Source organism: Chitinophaga sp. YR573, assembly GCF_900110995.1.
Taxonomy (GTDB): domain Bacteria; phylum Bacteroidota; class Bacteroidia; order Chitinophagales; family Chitinophagaceae; genus Chitinophaga.
In genome coordinates, this window is record NZ_FOJF01000001.1 from 4,333,783 (window position 1) to 4,355,297 (window position 21,515).

Consider the following 21,515-nt stretch of genomic DNA (forward strand, 5'->3'; position numbering starts at 1 on the left):
GTTGTCGCAGGCCAGGACCCGGACAACTGCCATTATTACGATCCTGCCAGCACCTGCAATAAAACAAAACGATTGAATGAAACAAAGACTCTTATCTCTTGACTTTTTTCGTGGTCTTACCGTAGCCGGTATGATCCTGGTGAACAACCCCGGAGACTGGGACCATGTATACGCACCACTGGAACATTCGAAATGGAACGGATGTACACCTACAGACCTGGTATTCCCCTTTTTCCTTTTTATGGTAGGCGTATCTGTAGCCTTCGCACTCAGCAACCGCATACTGGATACCGCCGGACACGGCAAACTGATCATGCACATTATCAAAAGGGCGATCATCATCTTTGTAATAGGTATGCTGTTCCGGCTCATCCCTCATTTCGACTTCTATAATATGAGGATTCCCGGCGTATTACCCCGTATTGCGGTAGTATACCTGGTCATCTCCCTGTTATATCTTAAAACAAGCGCTAAAACACGTATATGGTTATGTATATCCTTCCTGACAGGCTATTATTTACTGATGACCTTCGTTCCCGTTCCCGGAATAGGACCCGCCAACCTGGAACCGGAGACTAACCTGGGTGCCTGGTTAGACCGTACCATCCTCACAGAACATCACCTGTGGGCACATTCAAAAACATGGGACCCTGAAGGCATTTTAAGTACCCTGCCAGCCTTTTCCACAGGATTGCTGGGTATTATGGTAGGCGACTGGATTCGTCGCAAAGACAAGCAGGATGCCGAAAAGGTAGCCTGGATGTTTGTGTTCGGGTTCATCTCGGTATTACTTGGATTAATATGGGATAGTTTCTTCCCTATTAATAAGGCCCTCTGGACCAGCTCCTTTGTATTATATACAGCCGGCCTGGCCTGTATGGGCCTGGCAACCAGTTACTGGCTGATAGATGTACAGGGATATAAGAAGATCACACCACCCTTTGTGGCATTTGGCCGCAACGCCATTACAGCCTATGTATTATCTGGTGTGATTCCCCAGGTATTTGGTGGTATCCCCTCATCCTGGTTTATGCCTTTCCTCTCTCCATATAACGCATCACTGGCAGCTGCCATCACCCTGGTACTGCTGTTACTCATTCCAGTATGGATCATGTATAAGAGGAATATTATTGTCAAAGTTTAACTCGCAGCAAAGAAGCAGCAACAAGACGCCGGGGTTATCCCGGCGTCTTACATTTATCCAAAATAGCCCCCATACCGCCCGCTCCCCCAAAAATGTTACTTAGAACAAGTAATTTTTTCGTATTATTATCCATCGTCTTCCAAAATTTAATTGCCAATGCAATCCGAGAGTCACGTGTTATGGTGGAATGCGTTTAAACAGGGCGATTGGGACGCGTTTACAGCGCTCTATGGTGAATTTTACGAACTGTTGAACAATTATGGCCGCAAGTTTACAAGAGATGCCGACCTGATTCAGGATGTTGTGCATGATCTCTTTGTAAGGTTGTGGACTACCCGCACCAGACTGGGCAACCCGGTATCAGTAAAAAATTATCTGTATAAAGCATTACGTTCTACGCTTTTCAGGAAAATACAGTCATTATCCAAATTTGTTGAATTAGACGGAGAAGCCGGAGACAACGGTTTTGAAGTAAACTTTATCCCTGATGCCTCCTTCAGGCAGGAAGAACAGGAGTTACGTAAACAGGTGATTGCACTGGTAAACACTTTACCGGCACGCCAGCAGGAGATTATCTTTCTCCGCTTCTATGAAGGAATGTCCTATGAAGAGATTGCAGTTATTATGGACATCAATATGAGTTCTACTTATAAATTACTGTACAAAGCCCTCGACAATCTGCAAAAAGTATCAGATAAACGCTTTTTGACCATATTCTTTTGCCTTTTCCTCCTCTGTAAAACTTTACCAAAAAATAATTTGGTTTTGGAGGGATAATTTTAAGCATGTCATGTATAATAAGAATAAATAGGGGATAAGGTGATGAACAATGACAAATATTCACAATACACGCTGCAGGATTTCCTGGATGATGATGCCTTCATAAAATGGGTATCAGGGAAAGAACAGGATGCCGCTGCCGCGCAATTCTGGAGTAACTTCTCATTGTTATATCCTTCTGCAGCAAAGAACTTTGATTTTGCGGTAAACGTAATCCGTACTTATCGCTCACAGGAGATTTGGGAAAACAAGAATAATAAAGCACATCTTCTGGAGAGGATCACGGCTACTATAGAAGCACAGCCTGTAGCACGTGTACGCTGGTTAAGTCCCTGGATGAAAGCCGCTGCCATTGCATTACTGATTTCAGTAGGAGGTTATTATTTAATAAACCAGTATAGAAAATCTTCACAGGAAATAGTAGCAACCGGTTTTGGAGAGAAGAGAACAATTACATTACCAGATCATTCAGTAGTTACATTAAATGCATCTTCTTCCATTACCTATAATAAGGTATGGAATGAAAAACAACCAAGAGAGATCTGGGTAGAAGGAGAGGCGCTGTTTGATGTAAAACACCTGAATAGAATATCAGCAGAACAACGATTCATAGTACATACAAACGGAATCACTGTAGAAGTATTAGGTACTACATTTAATATTAAAAGCCGCCATGGCAAAACAAATGTAGGACTGATCACAGGTAAGATTAAAGTAGGATATCAGAAAGGCGCTGTTGTAATGCTGCCCGGAGATTATATAGAGTACGCAGACAACCAACTGGTACTTGCAAAAAAACTGGATAAGCCTGAAAAGATCAAACGCTGGACACAGACGCAGCTCACATTTACAGATGCTACGCTCGGCGAGATCATAGAAACATTGCAGGATAACTATGGATACGTTGTTAAAGTAAAGGAGGAATCACTTAAAAAGCTAAAGATAGAAGGTGATATAAACGTAACTAACGTAGAGGAACTATTGACTGTCATTACCACGACACTTAACGTAACAATCAATCAGCCATCAGATAAAGAGTTGGTCATCTCTTCGGTTAAGTAGTAGCTGAAAAACTAGGACACGTAAAAAAAAACTATGAACATTTTCAACCAAAATTTCGTTTTGGGGCTGCTCTCCTGTGCCCTGATCCCTGGTATAGCAATGCCGGTCACTGCACAAACGCCTGTGATGTATGCTATGCGGCAATCAGAAACGATCCCTGTAAAACATGCGAATGCTACCATTGCATTAAAGGATGCATTGGTAAGACTTAAGAAATTTCAGAACATCCGTATTGCTTATAAAGAAGGCTTACTGGATGGTAAAGTTGTTGCTACTTCTCAACTTGATAAAGCAGAGACCATGGACGCAGATGCCGCTTTAAAACTGCTGCTGGCAGATTTTGGACTGGCTTACATGCGTATCAACAAAACACAATACTCCATATATAATGCACAGATCAATACCGGTTTAAGCAACAGCATACTGGCTGATAAGCTGAAAGGTAAAGTGACGGGCCCGGATGGTAATCCCGTTCCAGGCGCTACCATTATGCTGAAAGGCAATTCTTCCGTTGCTACTGTTGCGAACGGTGAAGGTGTCTTTGAATTAAATATAAAAGATGCTGCTGCCCCGGTAATACTGGTGATCTCTTCCGTAGGATTTGAAAAACAGGAAATCACAGTAAGTGATCTTTCTGCTGCAGTAAGCATCAGTCTGAAAGAATCTAACAAAGATTTATCTGAAGTAGTAGTAACGGCATTAGGTATTAAGAAGGAAAAGAAAGCCCTGGTATATAGTGTAACAGAAGTAAAAGGAAGTGATTTTACCCAGGCACGTGAAGTAAATATTGCGAACTCTCTGAGCGGTAAAATTGCCGGTGTGAATGCTACCAGTCTGGCCAGCGGCCCTGGTGGTTCCAGCCGTGTAATTATCCGTGGTAATACTTCCCTGGCAGGTGATAACCAGCCACTGTATGTAGTGAACGGTATGCCTATCGATAATACTACTCCGGGTGGAAGTCCTACTACCGGTGGTGGTGGTCAGAACGTAGACAGAGGTGATGGTATCGGCGGTATCAATCCGGACGATATCGAAACGCTCACTGTACTGAAAGGTGGTACTGCTGCTGCACTGTACGGTTCCCGTGCTTCTAACGGTGTAATTGTGATCACTACCAAAAAAGGTCGTGCGCGTAAAGGTGTTGGTATAGATTACAATACTACCTTCACCGCAGAAACACCTGCTGTATATCCGGACTATCAATATATCTACGGACAAGGTGATGGTGGTGTAAAACCAGCATCACAGAGTCAGGCTGTATCCTGGGGCCGTCGTTCATTCGGTGCCAAAATGGATGGCCTGCCTTACATTCAGTTTGATGGTAAGGAACATCCTTATTCTCCTCAGAAAAATAATATCAAAAACTTCTATCGTACAGGTTCTACCTATACCAACACTGTAGCTTTTAACGGTGGAAGTGAAGCACTGAATTTCCGCTTCTCATTGTCTAATGTCAGCAGCAAAAGCATCGTTCCTAATTCCGATTTCAACAAAAAGATTGGTAACCTGAACCTGAATGCCAAGCTGGGTAAAAGAACAACAATAGAAGCTATAGCGCAATACAATGTTGAGAATGCAAACAACCGCTCCAGTTCAGGGGATGCCACTGGTAACCCTAACTGGGGCGTTTACATGGTTGCCAATACCGTTGATATCCGTTCACTGAACCCTGGTTATGATGCTTCCGGTCGTGAAACTCAATGGAATGAAACACCATATGCTTCCAACCCTTATTTCGTAATAAACAAGTTTAAAAATAACGATGGTAAAAACCGCTTTATCGGTCAGGCCAGCGTGAAGTACGACCTGTTAAAGAACCTCTATGTAAAAGGGACAGTGAGCCGTGATTTCTTTAACTACGATTACGTAGGTATCATTCCTACAGGTACTGTTTATACAAACGGTGCTTCCGGTGAATATACTTCCATCAAAACGTATGTAGCAGAAACTAACTCAATGATTACTGCTAACTACAATACCAAATTGCTTAGAAATATCGGGTTGAATGTACTGGGTGGTATGAATGCCCGCAGGTACAAATCAAACGCGACCACCGTAACAGGTACACAGTTTATCATACCGTTCTTCTATAGCATGACAAACCTGACTACCAGCAATACAGCGGTTGCCAGGAATAATGTGGCGAACAACTCTGCTTTTGGATCAGTAGACCTGGATTATAAATCTATCGTATTCCTGACCCTTACCGGTCGTCAGGAATGGTTCTCTACCCTGAGTCCTAAGAATAACAGCATTTTTTATCCTGCAGTAGGTACCAGCGTAATCCTGTCTGATGCCTTTAAGATGCCGGAGGTAGTAACCTTCGCAAAACTGCGTGCTTCCTGGGCACAGGTAGGTGGTGCTACCCCTGATCCTTATATCCTGAACCAGACTTACAGCATTGTACAGGGTGGTAACCAGGGTACCGCATTACAGGAAATTACAAAGAATAATAATGAGAATCTGGTAACTAATTCAAACCTGAAACCACTCACCGCAACTACATCAGAAGTAGGTCTGGAAGCGCAGTTCTTTAACAACCGCCTGGGCTTTGATGTAACTTATTACAGCAAACAAACAACAGACGATATCCTCAAAACAACTATTTCTACTGCTTCCGGTTATAACAAAGCATTGTTGAACATCGGTAAAGTATCTAATAAAGGGATAGAAGTATTGTTAACAGGTACACCTGTAAAATCTAAAGACTTCACCTGGAATGTCAGCTATAACGTTGCTTATAACAAGAGTGAAATTATACAGCTGGTGCCTGGTCTGAATACCCTGGAAATGGCAGTAAGTGTTGGTAACTGGGCGTTCATTCATAATGCTGTAGGCGAATCTTATGGTACTATCAAAGGTTATACCGCTGTAAAGAATGCGAAAGGTGAGAGTGTGTATAACTCAACTACCAAATATGAACTGAAGAGTGGTCTGATGAACCTGGGTAGTGGTGTCCCTCCATTAACAATGGGTCTTACAAATACCTTTAACTACAAACGCTTCTCATTGGATGTTCTTGTAGATGGTAAGTTTGGTAATAAAGTGTTCTCTGGTTCTGATGTATATGCCACACGTTTTGGCTTGCATAAGAAAACACTGCCTGGAAGAGAAACAGGAATTGTACTGAATGGTGTAGATGAAACAGGGGCAGCATTTAACAGAACAGTACCGGTGAGTGAATTACGTCTGTACTGGGATAATACTAAGAACTACACTGATCAGTTTTTGTTTGATGGCAGTTTCGTGAAATTACGCCAGGTAGTATTAGGCTATAATATTCCTGTAAAGGGTCAGACAGTGGTACAGAGTGCATCTATCTCTTTTGTAGCGCGTAACCTGCTTACACTGTATAAGAAGACAGATAATTTTGATCCTGAATCAAGCTACACAAATGGTAATGCACAGGGTTTTGAAGCATTCGGTATTCCACGTACAAGAAGCTTCGGTGCAAACCTGATGGTGAAATTCTAATTGTTCATGCTTACACACTTTTTATTATGAAAATGCGATTTAATTATCTGATATATATGGCTGTCACAGCAACACTTGCTTTTCAGTCCTGCGATAAGGGGTTTGCGGATATGAACATCAATCCGGATGCTTCTGCCGTTGCCCAGCCGGAATTTCTTTTCAGTAAGGCATTGCTGGATACCTGGGGTAACAGTTACTTCTCTACAGATGCGTTATTTGCCGGTGGTTCTATGCAGCATTTTGCTACTTATAAGGATGTACCTGGTTTAGGTGATAAATATTATTTCCAGCAGGGTACTTACCCTTATGATTATTTCACTACAGGATATCCTACAGCAGCAATTGAAATGGCTACTGTGATCACAGCCGTTGATAGTTCTGTAAATAAGAAATCCATCGCCCGTATCATGCGTGCTTATATTATGCACCGCATGACAGACCTGTACGGAGATATTCCTTATTCTGAAGCAGTAAAAGGATATGCCAGCAATATCTTTACACCTAAATATGATGCCCAGGCTGATATCTATGCAGACCTGCTGAAAGAACTGGACGAATCTGCACAGGCGCTGGATGCCAGTCAGCCTACCTTTGGTGCAGGCGACTACATCTACAGCGGTGATGTAACAAAATGGAAAAAGTTTGCTTACTCCATGATGCTGCGCATAGGCATGCGTTTGACTAAAGCAGACGCAACTCTTGCACAGACATGGGTAACAAAAGCGATTGCAGGTGGTGTGATTACGAGTGATGCAGATATTGCCACTATGAAATATACAGGTACCAGTACTTCCAACAGAAACCCCGTTGCTGCCAGCTTATTATCCAATGATTATGGCGCTGCAAACGGTACCGGCAATACAGAAGGTGGAAAGTACGCTAAAACATTTATTGATGTGCTGAAAAGTACCAATGACCCACGTATGGGTGCAATAGCTGTGGTATGGACAGGTGGTAAAACAGATACAACTTCTTCCCTGCAACAGGGTATGCCTAATGGCCTGCTGTTAAAACCAGATAATTTTGGCACTTTATCAGAACCTAATCCGGCTACTATTTTACAATACACTGCGCCTTTCATCGTGATGAGCGCAGCTGAAACAAAACTGTTACTGGCAGAAGCCGCTGTAAGAGGCTGGTATGCCGGGGATGCTGCTACTACCTTCTCTGAAGCAATTGCGTCTTCCATGCATAACTGGTCATTATTTGGCGCTGCCGGTGTGATTGCCAGTGACAGGGTTGCAACCTACCAGGCAGCAAATCCGCTGACTGGTACTACCGATCAGAAACTGGCGCAGATAGGCTCACAGATGTGGATCGCAATGTTCCTGGATGAACAGGAAATACATGCCAACTGGCGTCGTACAGGGTATCCGGTACTGACCCCGGTAAATATCCCGGGTAATGCTACAGGTGGTACCATTCCACGCCGTCTGCTGTATCCTCCTTCCGAGGAAAGCGTGAACAGCGCAAGCCTGCAGGCTGCTGTAACAAGACAAGGTCCAAATGCTATGACTACCCACGTATGGTGGGATAAATAAACATTGCTGAAAACAGAACGCTCCTGGTGGAGCAGATCATACAGATCTTCCACCAGGAGCGTTCTGTTTATAGACGAAAAATGGTATATTACATATAGGCTCTCCATCAGCAACGTCTGTATAACAAAATACCATACTACACAGGTTCCGTTAGCAACTGTTAAATTCTTAACCCGTAATTATAAATTTACTCAATCATGCAAAACCAAAGAAGATCCGTACTTAAGAAAATGGTAGCTGCCGTAGCAGGTATCACAGGTATCAACGCAGTTGCAAAAGCAGCAGGTATCCCGGAAACAACAGTAAAAGGTAATGTGATATACGAACAGGATGTACCATTGTTCTCCAGTTTTAAAATCCATGGTAACATGGTATTCATAGCCGGTATCGGTGCGCATGTGGAAGGCGATATAAAATCGCATACAGAAATTGTACTGAAAGAAATGGAAGTACAATTGAAGAAGGCGGGTTCTTCTATGGACAAAGTACTGAAAGTAAGTGTATTCCTGCATGATCTGAACGATTATAAAGGAATGAATGAAGTATATAAAGGCCGTTTCGGCGCTAATCCTCCTGTACGCACAACTGTAGCCGTATATGGTGGTGTGCCGGGGAACTCACTCGTAGAAATGGATTGTATCGCCGCCTTATAAATCTTTTATTTTATGAACCGCAGAGACTTATTAAAGAATATGTCTGCATTCCCCGTCCTGGGTGCATTTGCAGGCACAGCTAAGCTATTGCCTTTTCCCGGCGAACCTGTAAAAGCGCCTTTAACAGGGAAAGATTACTTTAAAGACCTGGGTATCCGCACATTTATCAATGCTGCCGGCACCTATACCTTTATGACCGGCTCATTGATGCGTCCGGAAGTATTGAGTGCCATTCAGTATGCTTCCAAAGAATATGTGATGCTGGATGAATTACACGATAAAGTAGGTCAGCGCATAGCGGACCTGTTACATTGTGAATATGCCACGGTTACTTCAGGTGCTGCATCTGCCATCACATTGGCTGCTGCTGGTATCCTCACGGGCATGGATGAAAAGAAAGTACCGCTGTTACCTTTCCTGGAAGCGAATGGTATGAAAACGGAAGCGATCATGCAGAACGCTCACCGGATTGATTACGCGCATGCTATCCAGAATACCGGTCTTAAAATAATATACATCGATACAAAGGAAGAACTGGAAAATGCGATCAGTGAAAAAACAGCGCTGATGTATTTCCTGAATGCAAATAACTTCGATGGAAAAATACAGGTAGAAGAATTCCAGCAGATAGCAAAGAAGCATAACATTCCCACTATTATCGATTGTGCTGCAGATGTACCTCCGGTAGACAACCTGTTTAAGTATACAAAGATGGGTTATGACATCGTATGTTTTTCTGGTGGTAAGGGATTACGCGGCCCACAAAGTGCAGGGTTGATGCTGGGCAATAAAAAAATCATTCAGGCTGCAAGATTAAGTACTCCTCCAAGAGGTAATACTATCGGAAGAGGTTATAAGGTAAATAAGGAAGAAGTGTTGGGTATGCTGGTAGCATTGGAAGCTTACCTGAATACCGATCATGATAAAGAATGGAAATTATGGGAATCGCAGATTAAACTGATAGGAGATGCAGCTGAATCGGTGAGTGGTGTTGTTACAGAAGTAAAGGTACCTGCTATCGCCAATCACATTCCTACTTTACATGTGTCCTGGGATCCAAAGAAAGTCCCTTTTACAGCAGCAGATGTAAAAGAAAAATTACGCAGCGGATCTCCCTCTATAGAAGTGGCAGGTGGTACCGGGGACCATGCCATCAGTATCACCACATGGATGCTGATACCCGGTCAGGAAAAGATCGTAGCTGCACAATTGAAAAAGGTTTTATCGCATGGTTGATACATGGTGTGTTTAGTCACAACCAGCAGGGCTTATCAGGGCTGATGGTGGGATGAAGCTGTCAGTCCTGTCCTGTATTATTATTCTCAGGTCTCAATAAAATAATAGTAATGAGAAAGCTCTTCCAATGCTTTTTATTTCTCATAGCGTGCGTACATCTTGCCAATGCACAGGAATATACTTTACTGATAAAAGGCGGACATGTAATAGATCCGAAAAATAATATCGATGCGATAATGGATGTCGCAGTGAAAGGAGATAGTATCGCAAAAGTAGCTGTAAATATAGATCCGGCTACCGCTGCAAAAGTAATTAATGCAAAGGGGATGTATGTTACACCCGGACTGATAGACATTCACACACATGATTTCATTGGCACCGTTCCTAATCATTATCTCAACAATAGTTTTGATGCAGTAGCTCCGGATGGATTCACTTTCCGTTGTGGTGTAACAACAGTCGTAGATGCAGGTAGCTCCGGTTGGAGAAACTTTGAAATATTCAATGACCAGACGATCAAACATTCCAAAACAAGAGTGCTGGCATTCATCAATATAGTAGGTGGCGGTATGCGTGGTGGTCCGTACGAACAGGATCTCTCTGATATGGATACCAAGATGACGGCACTGACCATCAAACAATACAGGAACCTGATTGTGGGCGTCAAAGTAGCACATTATGAAGGCGCTGAATGGGCACCGGTGGACAGAGCCGTTGCAGCAGGTGTATTGACAGACAAACCGGTGATGATAGACTTTGGTGGCAGCAATCCGCCATTATCGCTGGAAGAACTCTTCAGAGACCATCTTCGCCCCGGTGATATCTATACACATGCCTATGCAAAGGTAAGAGGCCGTATGAGTATTGTGGACAGCATGGGACAATTACGGCCATTCGTACTGGAAGCCCGTAAAAAAGGGATTTTCTTTGATGTAGGCCATGGTGGTATCAGCTTCAATTATTCACAGGCCATACCGGCTTTAAAAGCAGGATTTTTTCCCAGTACCATCAGTACAGACATCCATGCCGGTAGCATGAATGGCGCGATGAAAGACCAGCTGAATGTAATGGACAAGTTTCTGAATATGGGAATGGCTATGCCTGCATTAATCAAAGCAGTTACCTCAGAAGCTGCACTGGCGATTAAACATGAAGAATTAGGTAACCTGTCAGAAAAAAGTGTGGCAGATATTGCCATTCTGAGTATTGAAAAAGGTAAATTCGGTTTCACAGATGGTATGGGTAACAGACAGGAAGGTACGCAAAGACTGGTATGTGAACTAACGGTCCGTGCAGGTAAAATAGTGTACGATCTGAATGCTTTAGCGAATGTAAAGCAGGACAAGGAATAGTTTCCTGCTTGTAGTATAACAATCACTTGACTCCGTTAGGAGTCTCCTGTTCCGAATTCATCTATATAAATCTACTGTATGAAGTTTTTGTATTTAATTCCTTTGATACTGCTGCTGCCCGCAAAATTGCGGGCGCAGACATTACCAAAGGATGAACTGATTTTCCTCACATCAGAATGGAAAGGGGATCGTTTCCCGGACGGAAGACCTAAAATTCCCGATGCCCTGATAGAACAGGCCAGAGAAGTAAACATCGATGATGTATGGACTATCCTGGAAGGAGAAGGTTATCATTGCCAGTTCGAAGGGGGATGGAAAATGATCCATCCTGATAAACCTATTGTAGGTCGTGCAGTAACAGCGATGTTCATGCCTGCAAGACCAGATGTGGAACAACACATAAAAGAAAGAGGAGCAGAGAAAGGCTTTAAAGGCAATACCAATTCATGGCCTATCCAGCAATTAAGCAAAGGAGATGTATATGTAGCAGATGGTTTCGGAAAAATCTCTGAGGGCACTCTGATAGGCTCTAATTTAGGGAATGCTATCTACGCCCGCACCGGTACCGGCGTAGTATTCGACGCTGCTGCAAGAGATGTGGATGGCCTTGAAGAGATAGTAGGCTTCAACGCCTTTGTACGCGACTGGGACCCTTCTTACCTAAAGAACGTTATGCTCACCGGACTAAACACACCTATCCGTATAGGTCGCGCTATCGTCCTTCCCGGAGACCTGGTCCTTACTTCCAGAGAAGGCGTCGTATTCATCCCTGCTCATCTTGCAGAAAAGGTAATTAAGATTGCTGCTTTTATCATCATAAAAGACCAGTTTGGATTTGAGATGCTGAAATCAGGTCGTTACACACCTGGAGAAATAGACAACAACTGGACCGATGCCATTCGAAACGCATTTATAGAATGGCAACACAAACAAACAGGTAAAACACCCATGACCAGGCAGGAACTGGACAAAATGCTCGAAAAGAGAACATGGTAAACTAGAATAAATTCCAACGTTATATTATGAATTCAATATTGCCCTCCGCAGGACCCTTTATCATAGCCTTCTGGATTATTCTGGCTATCATATTCTCCAGGAAAGAACAAACACGTGGTTTCGTATACACATTAATGATTTTCGCAGCCGTTACTACTTCTTTATACTACCCGCAATATTTCACACACATCGGTGACTGGGAATCTTCAAAACTGATTACTCCCTTATTACAGATCATCATGTTTGGAATGGGAACGGCCATGAGCTTACATGATTTCTACGGTGTAATAAAAATGCCCCTGGGTGTACTCACCGGTGTAATCTGTCATTTTACTATCATGCCTTTCATCGGCTGGGGACTGGCGCACCTCTTCAACTTCCCGCCGGAAATAGCCGCAGGTGTAATATTAATAGGTACTGTGCCCTGTGGTATGGCATCAAACGTGATCTCTTATTTAGCCAAAGCCAACCTGGCGCTGTCTGTAACGTTAACGGCTGTATCCACAATGCTGGCCCCTTTGGTTACACCGTTCCTCATGCGCTGGCTGGCCGGTAGTTACATTGATATCAGCGTTACCACCATGATGTGGGATATCACCAAAATGGTAATATTACCCGTTGCCGCCGGATTGCTTTTCAATCATTTCCTGAAAGGCCGTATGAAATGGTTGGACAATATCATGCCTAAGGTATCCATGACAGCTATCGCTTTCATTATCGTTATTATTACGGCTCATGGACGTGATAGCCTGTTACAGGTAGGGATGTTACTCATCCTCTCTTCCCTTATCCATAATTTGTCCGGGTACGGATTAGGTTACTGGTTATGTAAACTGATAAAAATGAAGGAACAGGACTGCCGTACCATTGCTATTGAAGTAGGTATGCAGAACGGCGGACTGGCATCTGCCATCGCCAAAAGTATGGGAAAGATTGCTACTGTAGGACTGGCACCTGCTGTATTCGGTCCTTTGATGAACGTGACAGGTTCACTGCTGGCTTCCTGGTGGCATCGCCATCCTCCCAAAGACTAATTTCCCCTATTCTTTGAAGAATACCTTAAGCCGGATTGGAGAGTTTTCAAACCAGTTGAGAGAGGATTTATCACCATTAATGCCTGGAACGAATGGGCAGAAGGTAGTTACCTTGAACCGGATAAGGAACATGGCTATGGCTATCCGGATGCCGTACAACAAGTGTTTGGAAAAAAAAGATAAAAATTTAAAAACTTCCAAAGCCCTGTAAATCATTTGATTTACAGGGCTTTTTGTTTCTATCCATTGAGCAACAATAAAAAAACAGCATTATTTTATCGTGATACGTAGCAAGTTTCTGAAATTCTCCGTCTTATGGGCAGCAAAACCTAAATTCTTAATAATTAATGACGATGAAAAAAAGAGGCTCATTTGTTTTAGTCTTAATTTATACACTCACTTTTATAGGATGTAGCAAAAAGGATAATGTTAATCCGCAAACGCCAGATAACGACCCTTCTACATTAACTGCATTTACAGGTGATACAATTACCATTGCGGGCAAAAATCTCGGTACGGATATCCGTACGTTAATGGTTAAATTCGGAGCGGTGCAGGCTAATATAATCGGCATATCTGACACATCTGCGAGAATTGTTGTACCCGATGATATTGCAGAAGCAGCCGTTAAAATCCACTTGTTTTCTGCTAATAATGAATTTGTTAGCAATTTTAAGCTGAAAGCACCGGTGATCCGGTCTGTTTCTCCTAATGCAGGTTCCATAGGCCAGCAAATAACAATAACAGGGAACGGATTCAGCAAATCAAAACAAATATCTTTTGGAGATAAACTGGTGAATGCCATTTATCAAAGTAACAGCAGTTTAACTATAAAAGTGCCGGATAGCATTCCTACAGGAAAATATGCTATTTCAGTAACGGTGGCAGGGTTGAAAGCTTCTGCTGCTGAGTTGTTCAATGTGATACCTTTTACACCGCCGACTTTTACCGGGTTTTCACCTCAAACCGCATTTATTGGAGATACGATTACCCTCCAGGGTGAGCATCTTGGCAATAATGCGGAAGCATTAAGGGTTCTTTTTGGAAGCATAGATGCTACGGTGGTGAGTGCTTCTGAAACTGCTGTAAGGGTTGTTGTTCCAGATGAGATAGAAGCTGCGTCTGTTAAAATTAAATTTGGGTCCGGTGATGCCCAGATTATCTCTGCAAATGATTTCCAGTTAAAAGCACCGGTTATTGACTCCATCGATGTTACATCAGGTTTCTCCGGACAATTTCTCAACATATATGGTAAAGGGTTCAGGAAATCATACAAGACCGATCAGATTGTATTTGGTGATAAGTCTGTAACAGCCAATACAACCCAACCTGGCAATTCCGAAATATTTATGACTGTTCCCGGAAATCTGGTTGCAGGAAAATATCCTGTTAAGGTTACCGTAGCTGGCATGACAGCCACAGCCCCTGATTTATTCGAGGTGATTGTTCCCACTATCACATCTTTCACGCCTCATTCCGGAAGCTGGAATACAGAAATGATTATTACTGGGACAAATCTGAAAAATATAAATGGAGGCGTAAGCGCTTCAGTTAGTTTCGTTGATTTTGCAACTGGCGCAGGCACCTATGTTGCCTATATAAAATCGGCGAATGCGAATGAGATAAAGTTAAGTATACCTAATGGTTTAATGGAAGGTAGAACGTATAGGGTGATTGTAACTGTGGTAAGCGGCCAGGCTCAAACGACTGAACCATTCACTGTTGAATAAACACCATGTATCTATACCCTGTAATACGCTGATCAGGGTCTGAATATTACAGGTTTTTTTGTTTACACTTAGCTATAAAGAAAGCATACTTATTTTATCACGATACGTAGGGACTACAGAAACGTTTACTGTAAAAAATATAACTCCATAGCTATACTTTGATAGTACTCTAATCAGGTACAACAGGTTTAATGTCCGGTGCACCGGTATTAGCACGTTCTGAGTAGGTAAATACGTGCAGGTAGGAAACGTCCAGGGAATGCAGGAAATATCTAAGCCGTACCGGACAAATTTCCGGTGCGGCTTTTTCTTATCTTTGGAGGGCAAACTACGTTATACTTAACCCAAAACATACACCAATCATGGAGCGCAATTACAATACTATCAGCCCTTCAGCAATGTCATTACTGCTGATGAAGGGAATGACCCCTATCCCTTATGCACGGCAGGCAGCAGAACTGATGTCCTATCCTGAACAATATATTCCGGATTACGACCGTAAAGAATTCACTTTCTGGGCAAGACTGGTACATTTTGAAACCCGTTATGCCAGCATCGATCAGCTGCTGGAAGGCATCCCCGCAAAGAACATCCTTGAATTATCTTCCGGCTTTTCATTCCGTGGTCTCGATGCTGTAAAACAACGGGATGTTTACTATATCGATACAGATCTGCCGGATCTTATCACCACAAAAATCAACTTTGTAACTACCCTGCAACAGGGCGGTTTTGAAGCCAAAGGTACCCTGGAAACAATACCGCTGAATGCACTGGATGAAGAACAGTTTACCAGTATCGTAAACCGGTTTCCTCCCGGAGAGATCGTAATAGTGAATGAAGGATTACTGATGTACCTGGGTGATGAAGAAAAGAAAAAACTGCTGGGGATCATTCATAAAGTGCTGGAGGAACGTGGCGGCTACTGGATTACCGCTGATATTTATCTGAAAGGGAAAATGAAAATAAGGCTGGATGATAAGTTACAGCAGTTCTTCGATCAGCATCGTATTGAAGATAATAAGTTCGACAGCTTCGAAGCCGCAGAAGCATTTTTCAATGAAGCCGGTTTTGTAATTGATAAAATAGCAGAACCTGATCACACCAAAACTACCGCACTGGAATATCTTTTAAAAACAGCCACCCAGGAACAACTGGCAGAAGGACGTAAAATGGGGAAGATAAATGCCACCTGGCGCTTGAAAATTAAGTAGAAAAGCCGTACCGGACGAGTCCTGGTACGGCTTTAGTTATCACATATGATGGTACTTGCGTACATCAGGTGGAATTATAAAATAAAGACAAACGGGAATATGAAGCTATAAGGTAGAAATAAAATGTGAAAAAACTATGCTTTTGGGATAATTTTTCACATTTTACCCTGATCAGTATGCCTTATTTGCACTATAAATTGTATTTTGTTATAATTCAGCACTTAAAAAACCCACGTATATGAACAATCCAAAGCACCGCAGGGATTTCCTGAGACAAATGGCGTTATACACAATGGGAGCCGGCATGTTGCCCTCTGTATTGGCTGCCTGTAACAGTGGTTCTTCCTCTAAAACAGCCAAAGACAGTACCGCTCCGGCTACATTACCCGGTGCCTCAGAAGCAAAACCACTCTTTTTTAAGATTTCCCTGGCAGAATGGTCCTTCCATCAGGCGCTGTTTTCCAATAAAATGTCTCACCTGGATTTCCCGGCGAAGGCTAAGAAAGACTTTGGTATTGAAGCCGTGGAGTATGTAAATCAGTTCTTTAAAGATAAAGCAAACGATAAAGCCTACCTGGCAGACCTTAAAAAACGTTGCAGCGATAACGGAGTTCGCAGCGTATTGATCATGTGCGATGGAGAAGGTGAAATGGGAGATCCGGATCCTAAAAAGAGATTAAAAGCTGTAGAGAACCATTATAAATGGGTAGAAGCAGCAGAATACCTGGGCTGCCATGCCATCCGTGTAAACGCTGCCGGAGAAGGAAAGGCAGAAGATGTGGCAAAAGCAGCGGAGGAGGCCCTGGGCAAACTGGCAGAATTTGGTAATGCGCACAATATCAATGTAATAGTAGAAAACCATGGTGGTAACTCTTCCAATGGTAAATGGCTGTCCAGTGTCATGAAAGCAGTGAACAGACCAAACTGTGGTACTTTACCCGATTTTGGTAACTTCTGTCTCAACCGTACCAAACCAGAGAACAACACACCGGAAGCATGGGCCAAAACAAAATGCCTGGAAGAATATGACCGTTACGAAGGTGTAACTGAACTCATGCCTTTTGCAAAAGGTGTAAGCGCTAAAACACACGACTTTGACATCAATGGTAATTGCATAGAAACAGATTATCTCAGGATGATGAAGATTGTGAAAGATGCAGGATATACCGGCCATGTGGGGATAGAATACGAAGGCGCACAGTTATCAGAAGATGAAGGTGTACGCAAAACACTGGCATTACTGAAGAAGGTAGGTGCAGAATTAAGCTGATTATATTTTTTGGGTACAGGGCGAAGCCCTGTAAAACCCCTTCAATTTTTTGTAATGGTGCGAAAGCACCATTACAAAAAATTACTCTTTAAAAAGTAATATTCACTTTCTCATTACTAATCTTATAAGTAAACTTAGTCTGCTTACGCAAATCATCCAGCGCCTGACTAAGTGTAGCATGATCAAAGCTGGCAGTAACAGGGGCTACTTCCGCGGTATTCCCATCTACATAAATCTCTGTACCGTACCAGTCTTCCAGTTTATGCATCACGTTCATAAACGGTTCTTTCTCGAAAGACATTTTCTCATCCAGCCATTCCTTCATTTCCAGTGGCACATACGTTTCCTTTTCCATCAGATCGATCTCCTTATTAGCCAGGATCATATTACCATTTCCCAGTATCTCCGGTTGATTATCGGTAGTAGAAAGATAGGATTTGGTCACCTGTACCTTACCACTTACGAGGTATGCCGTAGCGCCCTGTTGTAATTCAAAACACCGGATTTTGAAAGCAGCAGCAGGCTGGGTAGTCATGATCAGTATGTTTGTTTTTACAATAAGCGGCCCGGGTGCATCAAAATAAGCTTCTCCATCCAGTAGTACCACATGTTGCCGCATAAAGCTGTCCGGTACCATTAACCGGGTATTCCCGTTTAGAATAACAGTGGTATTATCAGGCAGGGTGATTTTCTTACGTTCTCCCGCTGTGCCGGTGTAAGTGGTATACCCCTGTTGTTTATCACGCAGCTGGTGTAATACAGGTTTATTATGCCCCTGGCGATAGTACCAGGCAGCTATAGTGGTGGCGGAAAGTATTACTACAACTACCAGGTACAGCCATTTACTCTGGAAGATATTGCTCGGTGTATTAGAAGTAGGCACTGGGAATACTGATTTTGTTGAAGGTATAAAAATAAAGAAAAGTCTGTAATGGATTTAAATAAACGCTTTTTTATTAATGCTTTAATTAATGAAAGATAGGCTTATTTTGATATTATCTAATTTTTGCGGATAAGGAGAGGGGTATTAACTTTGCGGCCCATGGATAAGCAGCTATCATTATCATTTGAGAATACAGCCATTGCCTTTGAATCAAAATCAGACCGCGCTTTAAAGAAAGCTGATTTCCTGTTTAGCAGTATGGGGAAACCCTGGCTGGTAAAGCTGGGTGGTGCCTTAACACCGCTGGCTTTTAAACTGCATCTGCCTGTAAAAGGACTGATTAAAAGCACCATTTTCAGCCAGTTCTGCGGCGGGGAAAGCCTGGAAGAAGCAGCGCGTACTGCTGAAGGATTAGGAAAATACCATGTGGGAGTAGCGCTGGATTATGGGGTAGAGGCCATGGAAGGAGAAGATAATTATGATAAAGCAGTACCGGAATTTATCCGGGCTATCCAGTATGCTGCGGGTAAACCCAGCATCCCCTTCATCGCTATCAAGGTAACCGGTTTTGCACGTTTTTCGCTGCTGGAAAAACTGCATGAAGGAAGCCCGCTCAGCCCACAGGAAATGGAAGAGTATACCCGCGTAAAAGGCCGTATCCTGGCCATCGCAGAAGCTGCTGCCAAACATAAAATAGGTTTGCTCATAGATGCAGAGGAATCCTGGATCCAACAACCGGTAGACGACCTCGCAGACGACCTCATGTCCCGCTTCAACAAAGAAAACGTTATCATCTACAATACTTTCCAGTTATACCGTCACGACAGGCTCCTTTACCTGCAAAAGTCTTTCGATAAGGCGCAGCAGGGCAGTTATCTTTTAGGTGCTAAACTGGTACGTGGTGCCTATATGGAAAAGGAACGAAAACGCGCCCTGGAAATGGGGTATCCTTCTCCCATACAGCCTGATAAGGAAGCTACCGACCGCGATTATGACGCTGCTGTGCGCTTCTGTATGGAACGCCTGGACAGATTAGGCGTATTCATCGGTACACACAACGAAGACAGCTCCATGCTGGCCGCCAGCCTGCTGGACAAACAAAAATTGCCACCTCAGCATCCGCATGTCAACTTCTCCCAGTTATTAGGGATGAGCGATAATATCACTTTTAACCTGGCACACGCCGGCTACCATGTATCCAAATACCTGCCTTACGGCCCGGTAAAAGATGTAATGCCATACCTGCTGCGCCGCGCCCAGGAAAATACGTCTATTTCCGGACAGGTAGGCCGTGAGCTGGGACTCATCCGCCGCGAACTGAAAAGAAGAGCGCTGTAACCTTTTCCCGGCAGTACCCGTTTCAATGATATAAATCCAAGCCTATTATGAAACGTGTACTGTATATCCTTCCGGCCCTGTTCCTGATTGTGTTTGCATGCAAAAAAGATCAGGAGACTAAGCCCAATCACCGTTTACCTGCAACTGACAGCTCTTTAATGGGCGCATGGAAATTGAGTTCTTATGCACAATCTTCAGGTGGCCCTGTAATATGGCAGCCAGCTACGGCAGATATCCGCTATGCCTTTTACAGCGCGAATGTCTTCCAGAGTTATGGTGATTCCGGCAAGTTTGATCATTATATGATTACGACCGGCATAAGCACAACTGCTGCATTAGATACCATCTTGAAAATATATCAGCATGATAAAGCGGATACCGCTTATTACTACCTGAAGATTACGACTGATACACTTTATCTTAATAACATTGGATGTATTGAAGGTTGCGGTTCTAAATTCATAAGAAGCGGCACCATAGTCGATTAACTACAACATATGCCGGATCAGGGTGCTGTAACCTTTTCGGTACAGTACCAGTTTCAACATAAATCCAAACCTATTATGAAATGCACACTGTACATCCCGATTCTATGCCTCATTTTGTTTGCCTGTAAAAAAGATGAAAAGCACACTCCTACAAGTACCGAAGCACTGCAAGGCATGTGGAGATTATACCAATACTGGAACAGTCCGGGTGCCGGTCCGGTAGTATGGACACCTGCTACAGAGAATAAAACCATATATTTCAGCCCGGATTTGAGTTTTCATAGCTATACTACCAACCAGGATCATTACCTGTTTACTCCGGGAACAGACACCTCATTGTTAAAAATCTACAAACAGGGTACCACTGATACCTCCTCTTATTTTGTAAAAGTTACGCCAGATACACTCGTGTTGAATTTTCTGGGATGTATTGAAGGTTGCAGCGAGAAATACATCAGGCAGCCACTGGGCGCCCTTTGATATTTTTTTTGTTACTTTGCCTCATGGAACAATACCTTCATCTGCTACAACATATACTGGATCAGGGGACTGAAAAAACTGACCGGACAGGCACAGGGACTATAAGTTGTTTTGGTTACCAAATGAGGTTCGATCTCCGGGATGGGCTTCCGCTGGTAACAACCAAAAAACTGCACCTGAAATCCATTATATATGAGTTACTGTGGTTCCTGAATGGTGATACGAATGTAAAGTACCTGCAGGAACATGGTGTAAAGATCTGGGATGAATGGGCCGATAAAAACGGCGACCTTGGCCCTGTATACGGTAAACAATGGCGTAGCTGGGAAACCAGGGACGGAAGTGTAATAGACCAGATCAGTGAAGCCGTAAAAACTATCAAAAACAACCCGGATTCACGCCGGATCATAGTAAATGCCTGGAATGTAGGAGATCTGCCTGAAATGGCATTAAGTCCCTGTCATTGCCTTTTCCAGTTTTATGTATCCAATGGCCGTCTTAGCTGTCAGTTGTACCAGCGCAGTGCAGACGTATTCCTTGGCGTTCCTTTCAACATCGCCTCTTATGCCATCCTCACCATGATGATGGCGCAGGTATGTGGCCTGGAACCCGGTGACTTCATTCATACTTTCGGAGATGTACACCTCTACCGCAATCATTTAGAGCAGGCAAAGCTGCAACTCGTTCGTAAGCCTTTCGATCTACCGGTATTAAAGATAAATCCGAACGTAAAAGATATCTTTAGCTTTAAATATGAAGATTTTGAACTGACCAACTACCAGTTCCATCCTCATATTAAAGCACCAGTAGCCATTTAATATCATTTACCAATTAATACTTTGC

The 21,515-nt window shown here is 43.2% G+C and carries 18 protein-coding genes and 1 pseudogene; 18 read left to right on the forward strand and 1 reads right to left on the reverse strand.

Annotation, left to right across the window (positions count from 1 at the left end; genetic code table 11):
• Nucleotides 1-76: 76 nt before the first annotated feature.
• From BMW86_RS18090 to BMW86_RS18155, 14 genes and pseudogenes are all read left to right on the forward strand, one after another.
• Nucleotides 77-1,144, forward strand: a complete 1,068-nt coding sequence (locus BMW86_RS18090) for an acyltransferase family protein (protein WP_089783118.1) — start codon at nucleotides 77-79, stop codon at nucleotides 1,142-1,144.
• 156 nt (nucleotides 1,145-1,300) lie between these two features.
• Nucleotides 1,301-1,921, forward strand: a complete 621-nt coding sequence (locus tag BMW86_RS18095; RefSeq protein WP_255372944.1) for an RNA polymerase sigma factor — start codon at nucleotides 1,301-1,303, stop codon at nucleotides 1,919-1,921.
• A gap of 45 nt (nucleotides 1,922-1,966) precedes the next feature.
• Nucleotides 1,967-2,986 carry a FecR family protein gene (locus tag BMW86_RS18100; RefSeq protein ID WP_089783119.1) on the forward strand — a complete coding sequence of 340 codons (1,020 nt, stop codon included), beginning with the start codon at nucleotides 1,967-1,969 and terminating at the stop codon, nucleotides 2,984-2,986.
• Between the two features lie 33 nt (nucleotides 2,987-3,019).
• Entirely contained in the window at nucleotides 3,020-6,460 is a 3,441-nt protein-coding gene (locus BMW86_RS18105; protein ID WP_089783120.1) for a SusC/RagA family TonB-linked outer membrane protein, read from the forward strand.
• Between the two features lie 56 nt (nucleotides 6,461-6,516).
• On the forward strand, nucleotides 6,517-8,001 hold the full coding sequence (locus BMW86_RS18110) for a SusD/RagB family nutrient-binding outer membrane lipoprotein (protein WP_255372945.1): 1,485 nt from the start codon (nucleotides 6,517-6,519) through the stop codon (nucleotides 7,999-8,001).
• A 197-nt stretch (nucleotides 8,002-8,198) separates the two neighbouring features.
• The gene (locus BMW86_RS18115) at nucleotides 8,199-8,654 is read left to right on the forward strand and encodes a RidA family protein (RefSeq protein ID WP_089783122.1); all 456 of its coding nucleotides are present in this window, start codon (nucleotides 8,199-8,201) and stop codon (nucleotides 8,652-8,654) included.
• Between the two features lie 12 nt (nucleotides 8,655-8,666).
• On the forward strand, nucleotides 8,667-9,890 hold the full coding sequence (locus tag BMW86_RS18120) for an aminotransferase class V-fold PLP-dependent enzyme (protein ID WP_089783123.1): 1,224 nt from the start codon (nucleotides 8,667-8,669) through the stop codon (nucleotides 9,888-9,890).
• A gap of 110 nt (nucleotides 9,891-10,000) precedes the next feature.
• The gene (locus tag BMW86_RS18125) at nucleotides 10,001-11,242 is read left to right on the forward strand and encodes an amidohydrolase/deacetylase family metallohydrolase (protein WP_089783124.1); all 1,242 of its coding nucleotides are present in this window, start codon (nucleotides 10,001-10,003) and stop codon (nucleotides 11,240-11,242) included.
• 78 nt (nucleotides 11,243-11,320) lie between these two features.
• Nucleotides 11,321-12,238: an RraA family protein gene (locus tag BMW86_RS18130; protein WP_089783125.1), complete on the forward strand. Its 918-nt coding sequence runs from the start codon at nucleotides 11,321-11,323 to the stop codon at nucleotides 12,236-12,238.
• Between the two features lie 26 nt (nucleotides 12,239-12,264).
• Complete coding sequence (locus BMW86_RS18135) at nucleotides 12,265-13,272, forward strand: bile acid:sodium symporter family protein (protein WP_089783126.1); 1,008 nt, start codon at nucleotides 12,265-12,267, stop codon at nucleotides 13,270-13,272.
• Between the two features lie 24 nt (nucleotides 13,273-13,296).
• Nucleotides 13,297-13,455, forward strand: a pseudogene (locus BMW86_RS33360) (glycoside hydrolase family 99-like domain-containing protein); the annotation flags it as partial.
• A 170-nt stretch (nucleotides 13,456-13,625) separates the two neighbouring features.
• Complete coding sequence (locus BMW86_RS18145; protein ID WP_177189299.1) at nucleotides 13,626-15,002, forward strand: IPT/TIG domain-containing protein; 1,377 nt, start codon at nucleotides 13,626-13,628, stop codon at nucleotides 15,000-15,002.
• Between the two features lie 362 nt (nucleotides 15,003-15,364).
• Complete coding sequence (locus BMW86_RS18150) at nucleotides 15,365-16,213, forward strand: hypothetical protein (RefSeq protein WP_089783128.1); 849 nt, start codon at nucleotides 15,365-15,367, stop codon at nucleotides 16,211-16,213.
• A 238-nt stretch (nucleotides 16,214-16,451) separates the two neighbouring features.
• Nucleotides 16,452-17,483 (forward strand): sugar phosphate isomerase/epimerase family protein, encoded by a 1,032-nt coding sequence (locus tag BMW86_RS18155; RefSeq protein WP_089783129.1) that lies wholly within the window; start codon nucleotides 16,452-16,454, stop codon nucleotides 17,481-17,483.
• A gap of 88 nt (nucleotides 17,484-17,571) precedes the next feature.
• On the opposite strand, the gene BMW86_RS18160 is transcribed toward BMW86_RS18155, so the two are convergent.
• Nucleotides 17,572-18,366 (reverse strand): FecR family protein, encoded by a 795-nt coding sequence (locus BMW86_RS18160; RefSeq protein ID WP_089783130.1) that lies wholly within the window; start codon nucleotides 18,364-18,366, stop codon nucleotides 17,572-17,574.
• A 159-nt stretch (nucleotides 18,367-18,525) separates the two neighbouring features.
• Here BMW86_RS18160 and BMW86_RS18165 point away from each other — a divergent pair, with 159 nt between their 5' ends.
• The 4 genes from BMW86_RS18165 (at nucleotide 18,526) to BMW86_RS18180 (ending at nucleotide 21,490) form a co-directional block, all read left to right on the forward strand.
• Nucleotides 18,526-19,704: a proline dehydrogenase family protein gene (locus tag BMW86_RS18165; protein ID WP_089783131.1), complete on the forward strand. Its 1,179-nt coding sequence runs from the start codon at nucleotides 18,526-18,528 to the stop codon at nucleotides 19,702-19,704.
• A gap of 47 nt (nucleotides 19,705-19,751) precedes the next feature.
• Nucleotides 19,752-20,192 (forward strand): hypothetical protein, encoded by a 441-nt coding sequence (locus BMW86_RS18170; RefSeq protein ID WP_089783132.1) that lies wholly within the window; start codon nucleotides 19,752-19,754, stop codon nucleotides 20,190-20,192.
• Between the two features lie 75 nt (nucleotides 20,193-20,267).
• Nucleotides 20,268-20,672 carry a hypothetical protein gene (locus tag BMW86_RS18175; RefSeq protein WP_143056611.1) on the forward strand — a complete coding sequence of 135 codons (405 nt, stop codon included), beginning with the start codon at nucleotides 20,268-20,270 and terminating at the stop codon, nucleotides 20,670-20,672.
• A gap of 23 nt (nucleotides 20,673-20,695) precedes the next feature.
• Nucleotides 20,696-21,490, forward strand: coding sequence for a thymidylate synthase (locus BMW86_RS18180; RefSeq protein ID WP_089783134.1), 795 nt, complete (start codon nucleotides 20,696-20,698; stop codon nucleotides 21,488-21,490).
• Nucleotides 21,491-21,515: the final 25 nt, after the last annotated feature.

Excerpts from the sequence above, each read along its gene's own strand:
- BMW86_RS18090 (WP_089783118.1), top strand. The coding sequence starts at position 77 with ATGAAACAAAGACTCTTATCTCTTGACTTTTTTCGTGGTCTTACCGTA.
- BMW86_RS18095 (WP_255372944.1), top strand. The coding sequence starts at position 1,301 with ATGCAATCCGAGAGTCACGTGTTATGGTGGAATGCGTTTAAACAGGGC.
- BMW86_RS18100 (WP_089783119.1), top strand. The coding sequence starts at position 1,967 with ATGAACAATGACAAATATTCACAATACACGCTGCAGGATTTCCTGGAT.
- BMW86_RS18105 (WP_089783120.1), top strand. The coding sequence starts at position 3,020 with ATGAACATTTTCAACCAAAATTTCGTTTTGGGGCTGCTCTCCTGTGCC.
- BMW86_RS18110 (WP_255372945.1), top strand. The coding sequence starts at position 6,517 with ATGGCTGTCACAGCAACACTTGCTTTTCAGTCCTGCGATAAGGGGTTT.
- BMW86_RS18115 (WP_089783122.1), top strand. The coding sequence starts at position 8,199 with ATGCAAAACCAAAGAAGATCCGTACTTAAGAAAATGGTAGCTGCCGTA.
- BMW86_RS18120 (WP_089783123.1), top strand. The coding sequence starts at position 8,667 with ATGAACCGCAGAGACTTATTAAAGAATATGTCTGCATTCCCCGTCCTG.
- BMW86_RS18125 (WP_089783124.1), top strand. The coding sequence starts at position 10,001 with ATGAGAAAGCTCTTCCAATGCTTTTTATTTCTCATAGCGTGCGTACAT.
- BMW86_RS18130 (WP_089783125.1), top strand. The coding sequence starts at position 11,321 with ATGAAGTTTTTGTATTTAATTCCTTTGATACTGCTGCTGCCCGCAAAA.
- BMW86_RS18135 (WP_089783126.1), top strand. The coding sequence starts at position 12,265 with ATGAATTCAATATTGCCCTCCGCAGGACCCTTTATCATAGCCTTCTGG.
- BMW86_RS18145 (WP_177189299.1), top strand. The coding sequence starts at position 13,626 with ATGAAAAAAAGAGGCTCATTTGTTTTAGTCTTAATTTATACACTCACT.
- BMW86_RS18150 (WP_089783128.1), top strand. The coding sequence starts at position 15,365 with ATGGAGCGCAATTACAATACTATCAGCCCTTCAGCAATGTCATTACTG.
- BMW86_RS18155 (WP_089783129.1), top strand. The coding sequence starts at position 16,452 with ATGAACAATCCAAAGCACCGCAGGGATTTCCTGAGACAAATGGCGTTA.
- BMW86_RS18165 (WP_089783131.1), top strand. The coding sequence starts at position 18,526 with ATGGATAAGCAGCTATCATTATCATTTGAGAATACAGCCATTGCCTTT.
- BMW86_RS18170 (WP_089783132.1), top strand. The coding sequence starts at position 19,752 with ATGAAACGTGTACTGTATATCCTTCCGGCCCTGTTCCTGATTGTGTTT.
- BMW86_RS18175 (WP_143056611.1), top strand. The coding sequence starts at position 20,268 with ATGAAATGCACACTGTACATCCCGATTCTATGCCTCATTTTGTTTGCC.
- BMW86_RS18180 (WP_089783134.1), top strand. The coding sequence starts at position 20,696 with ATGGAACAATACCTTCATCTGCTACAACATATACTGGATCAGGGGACT.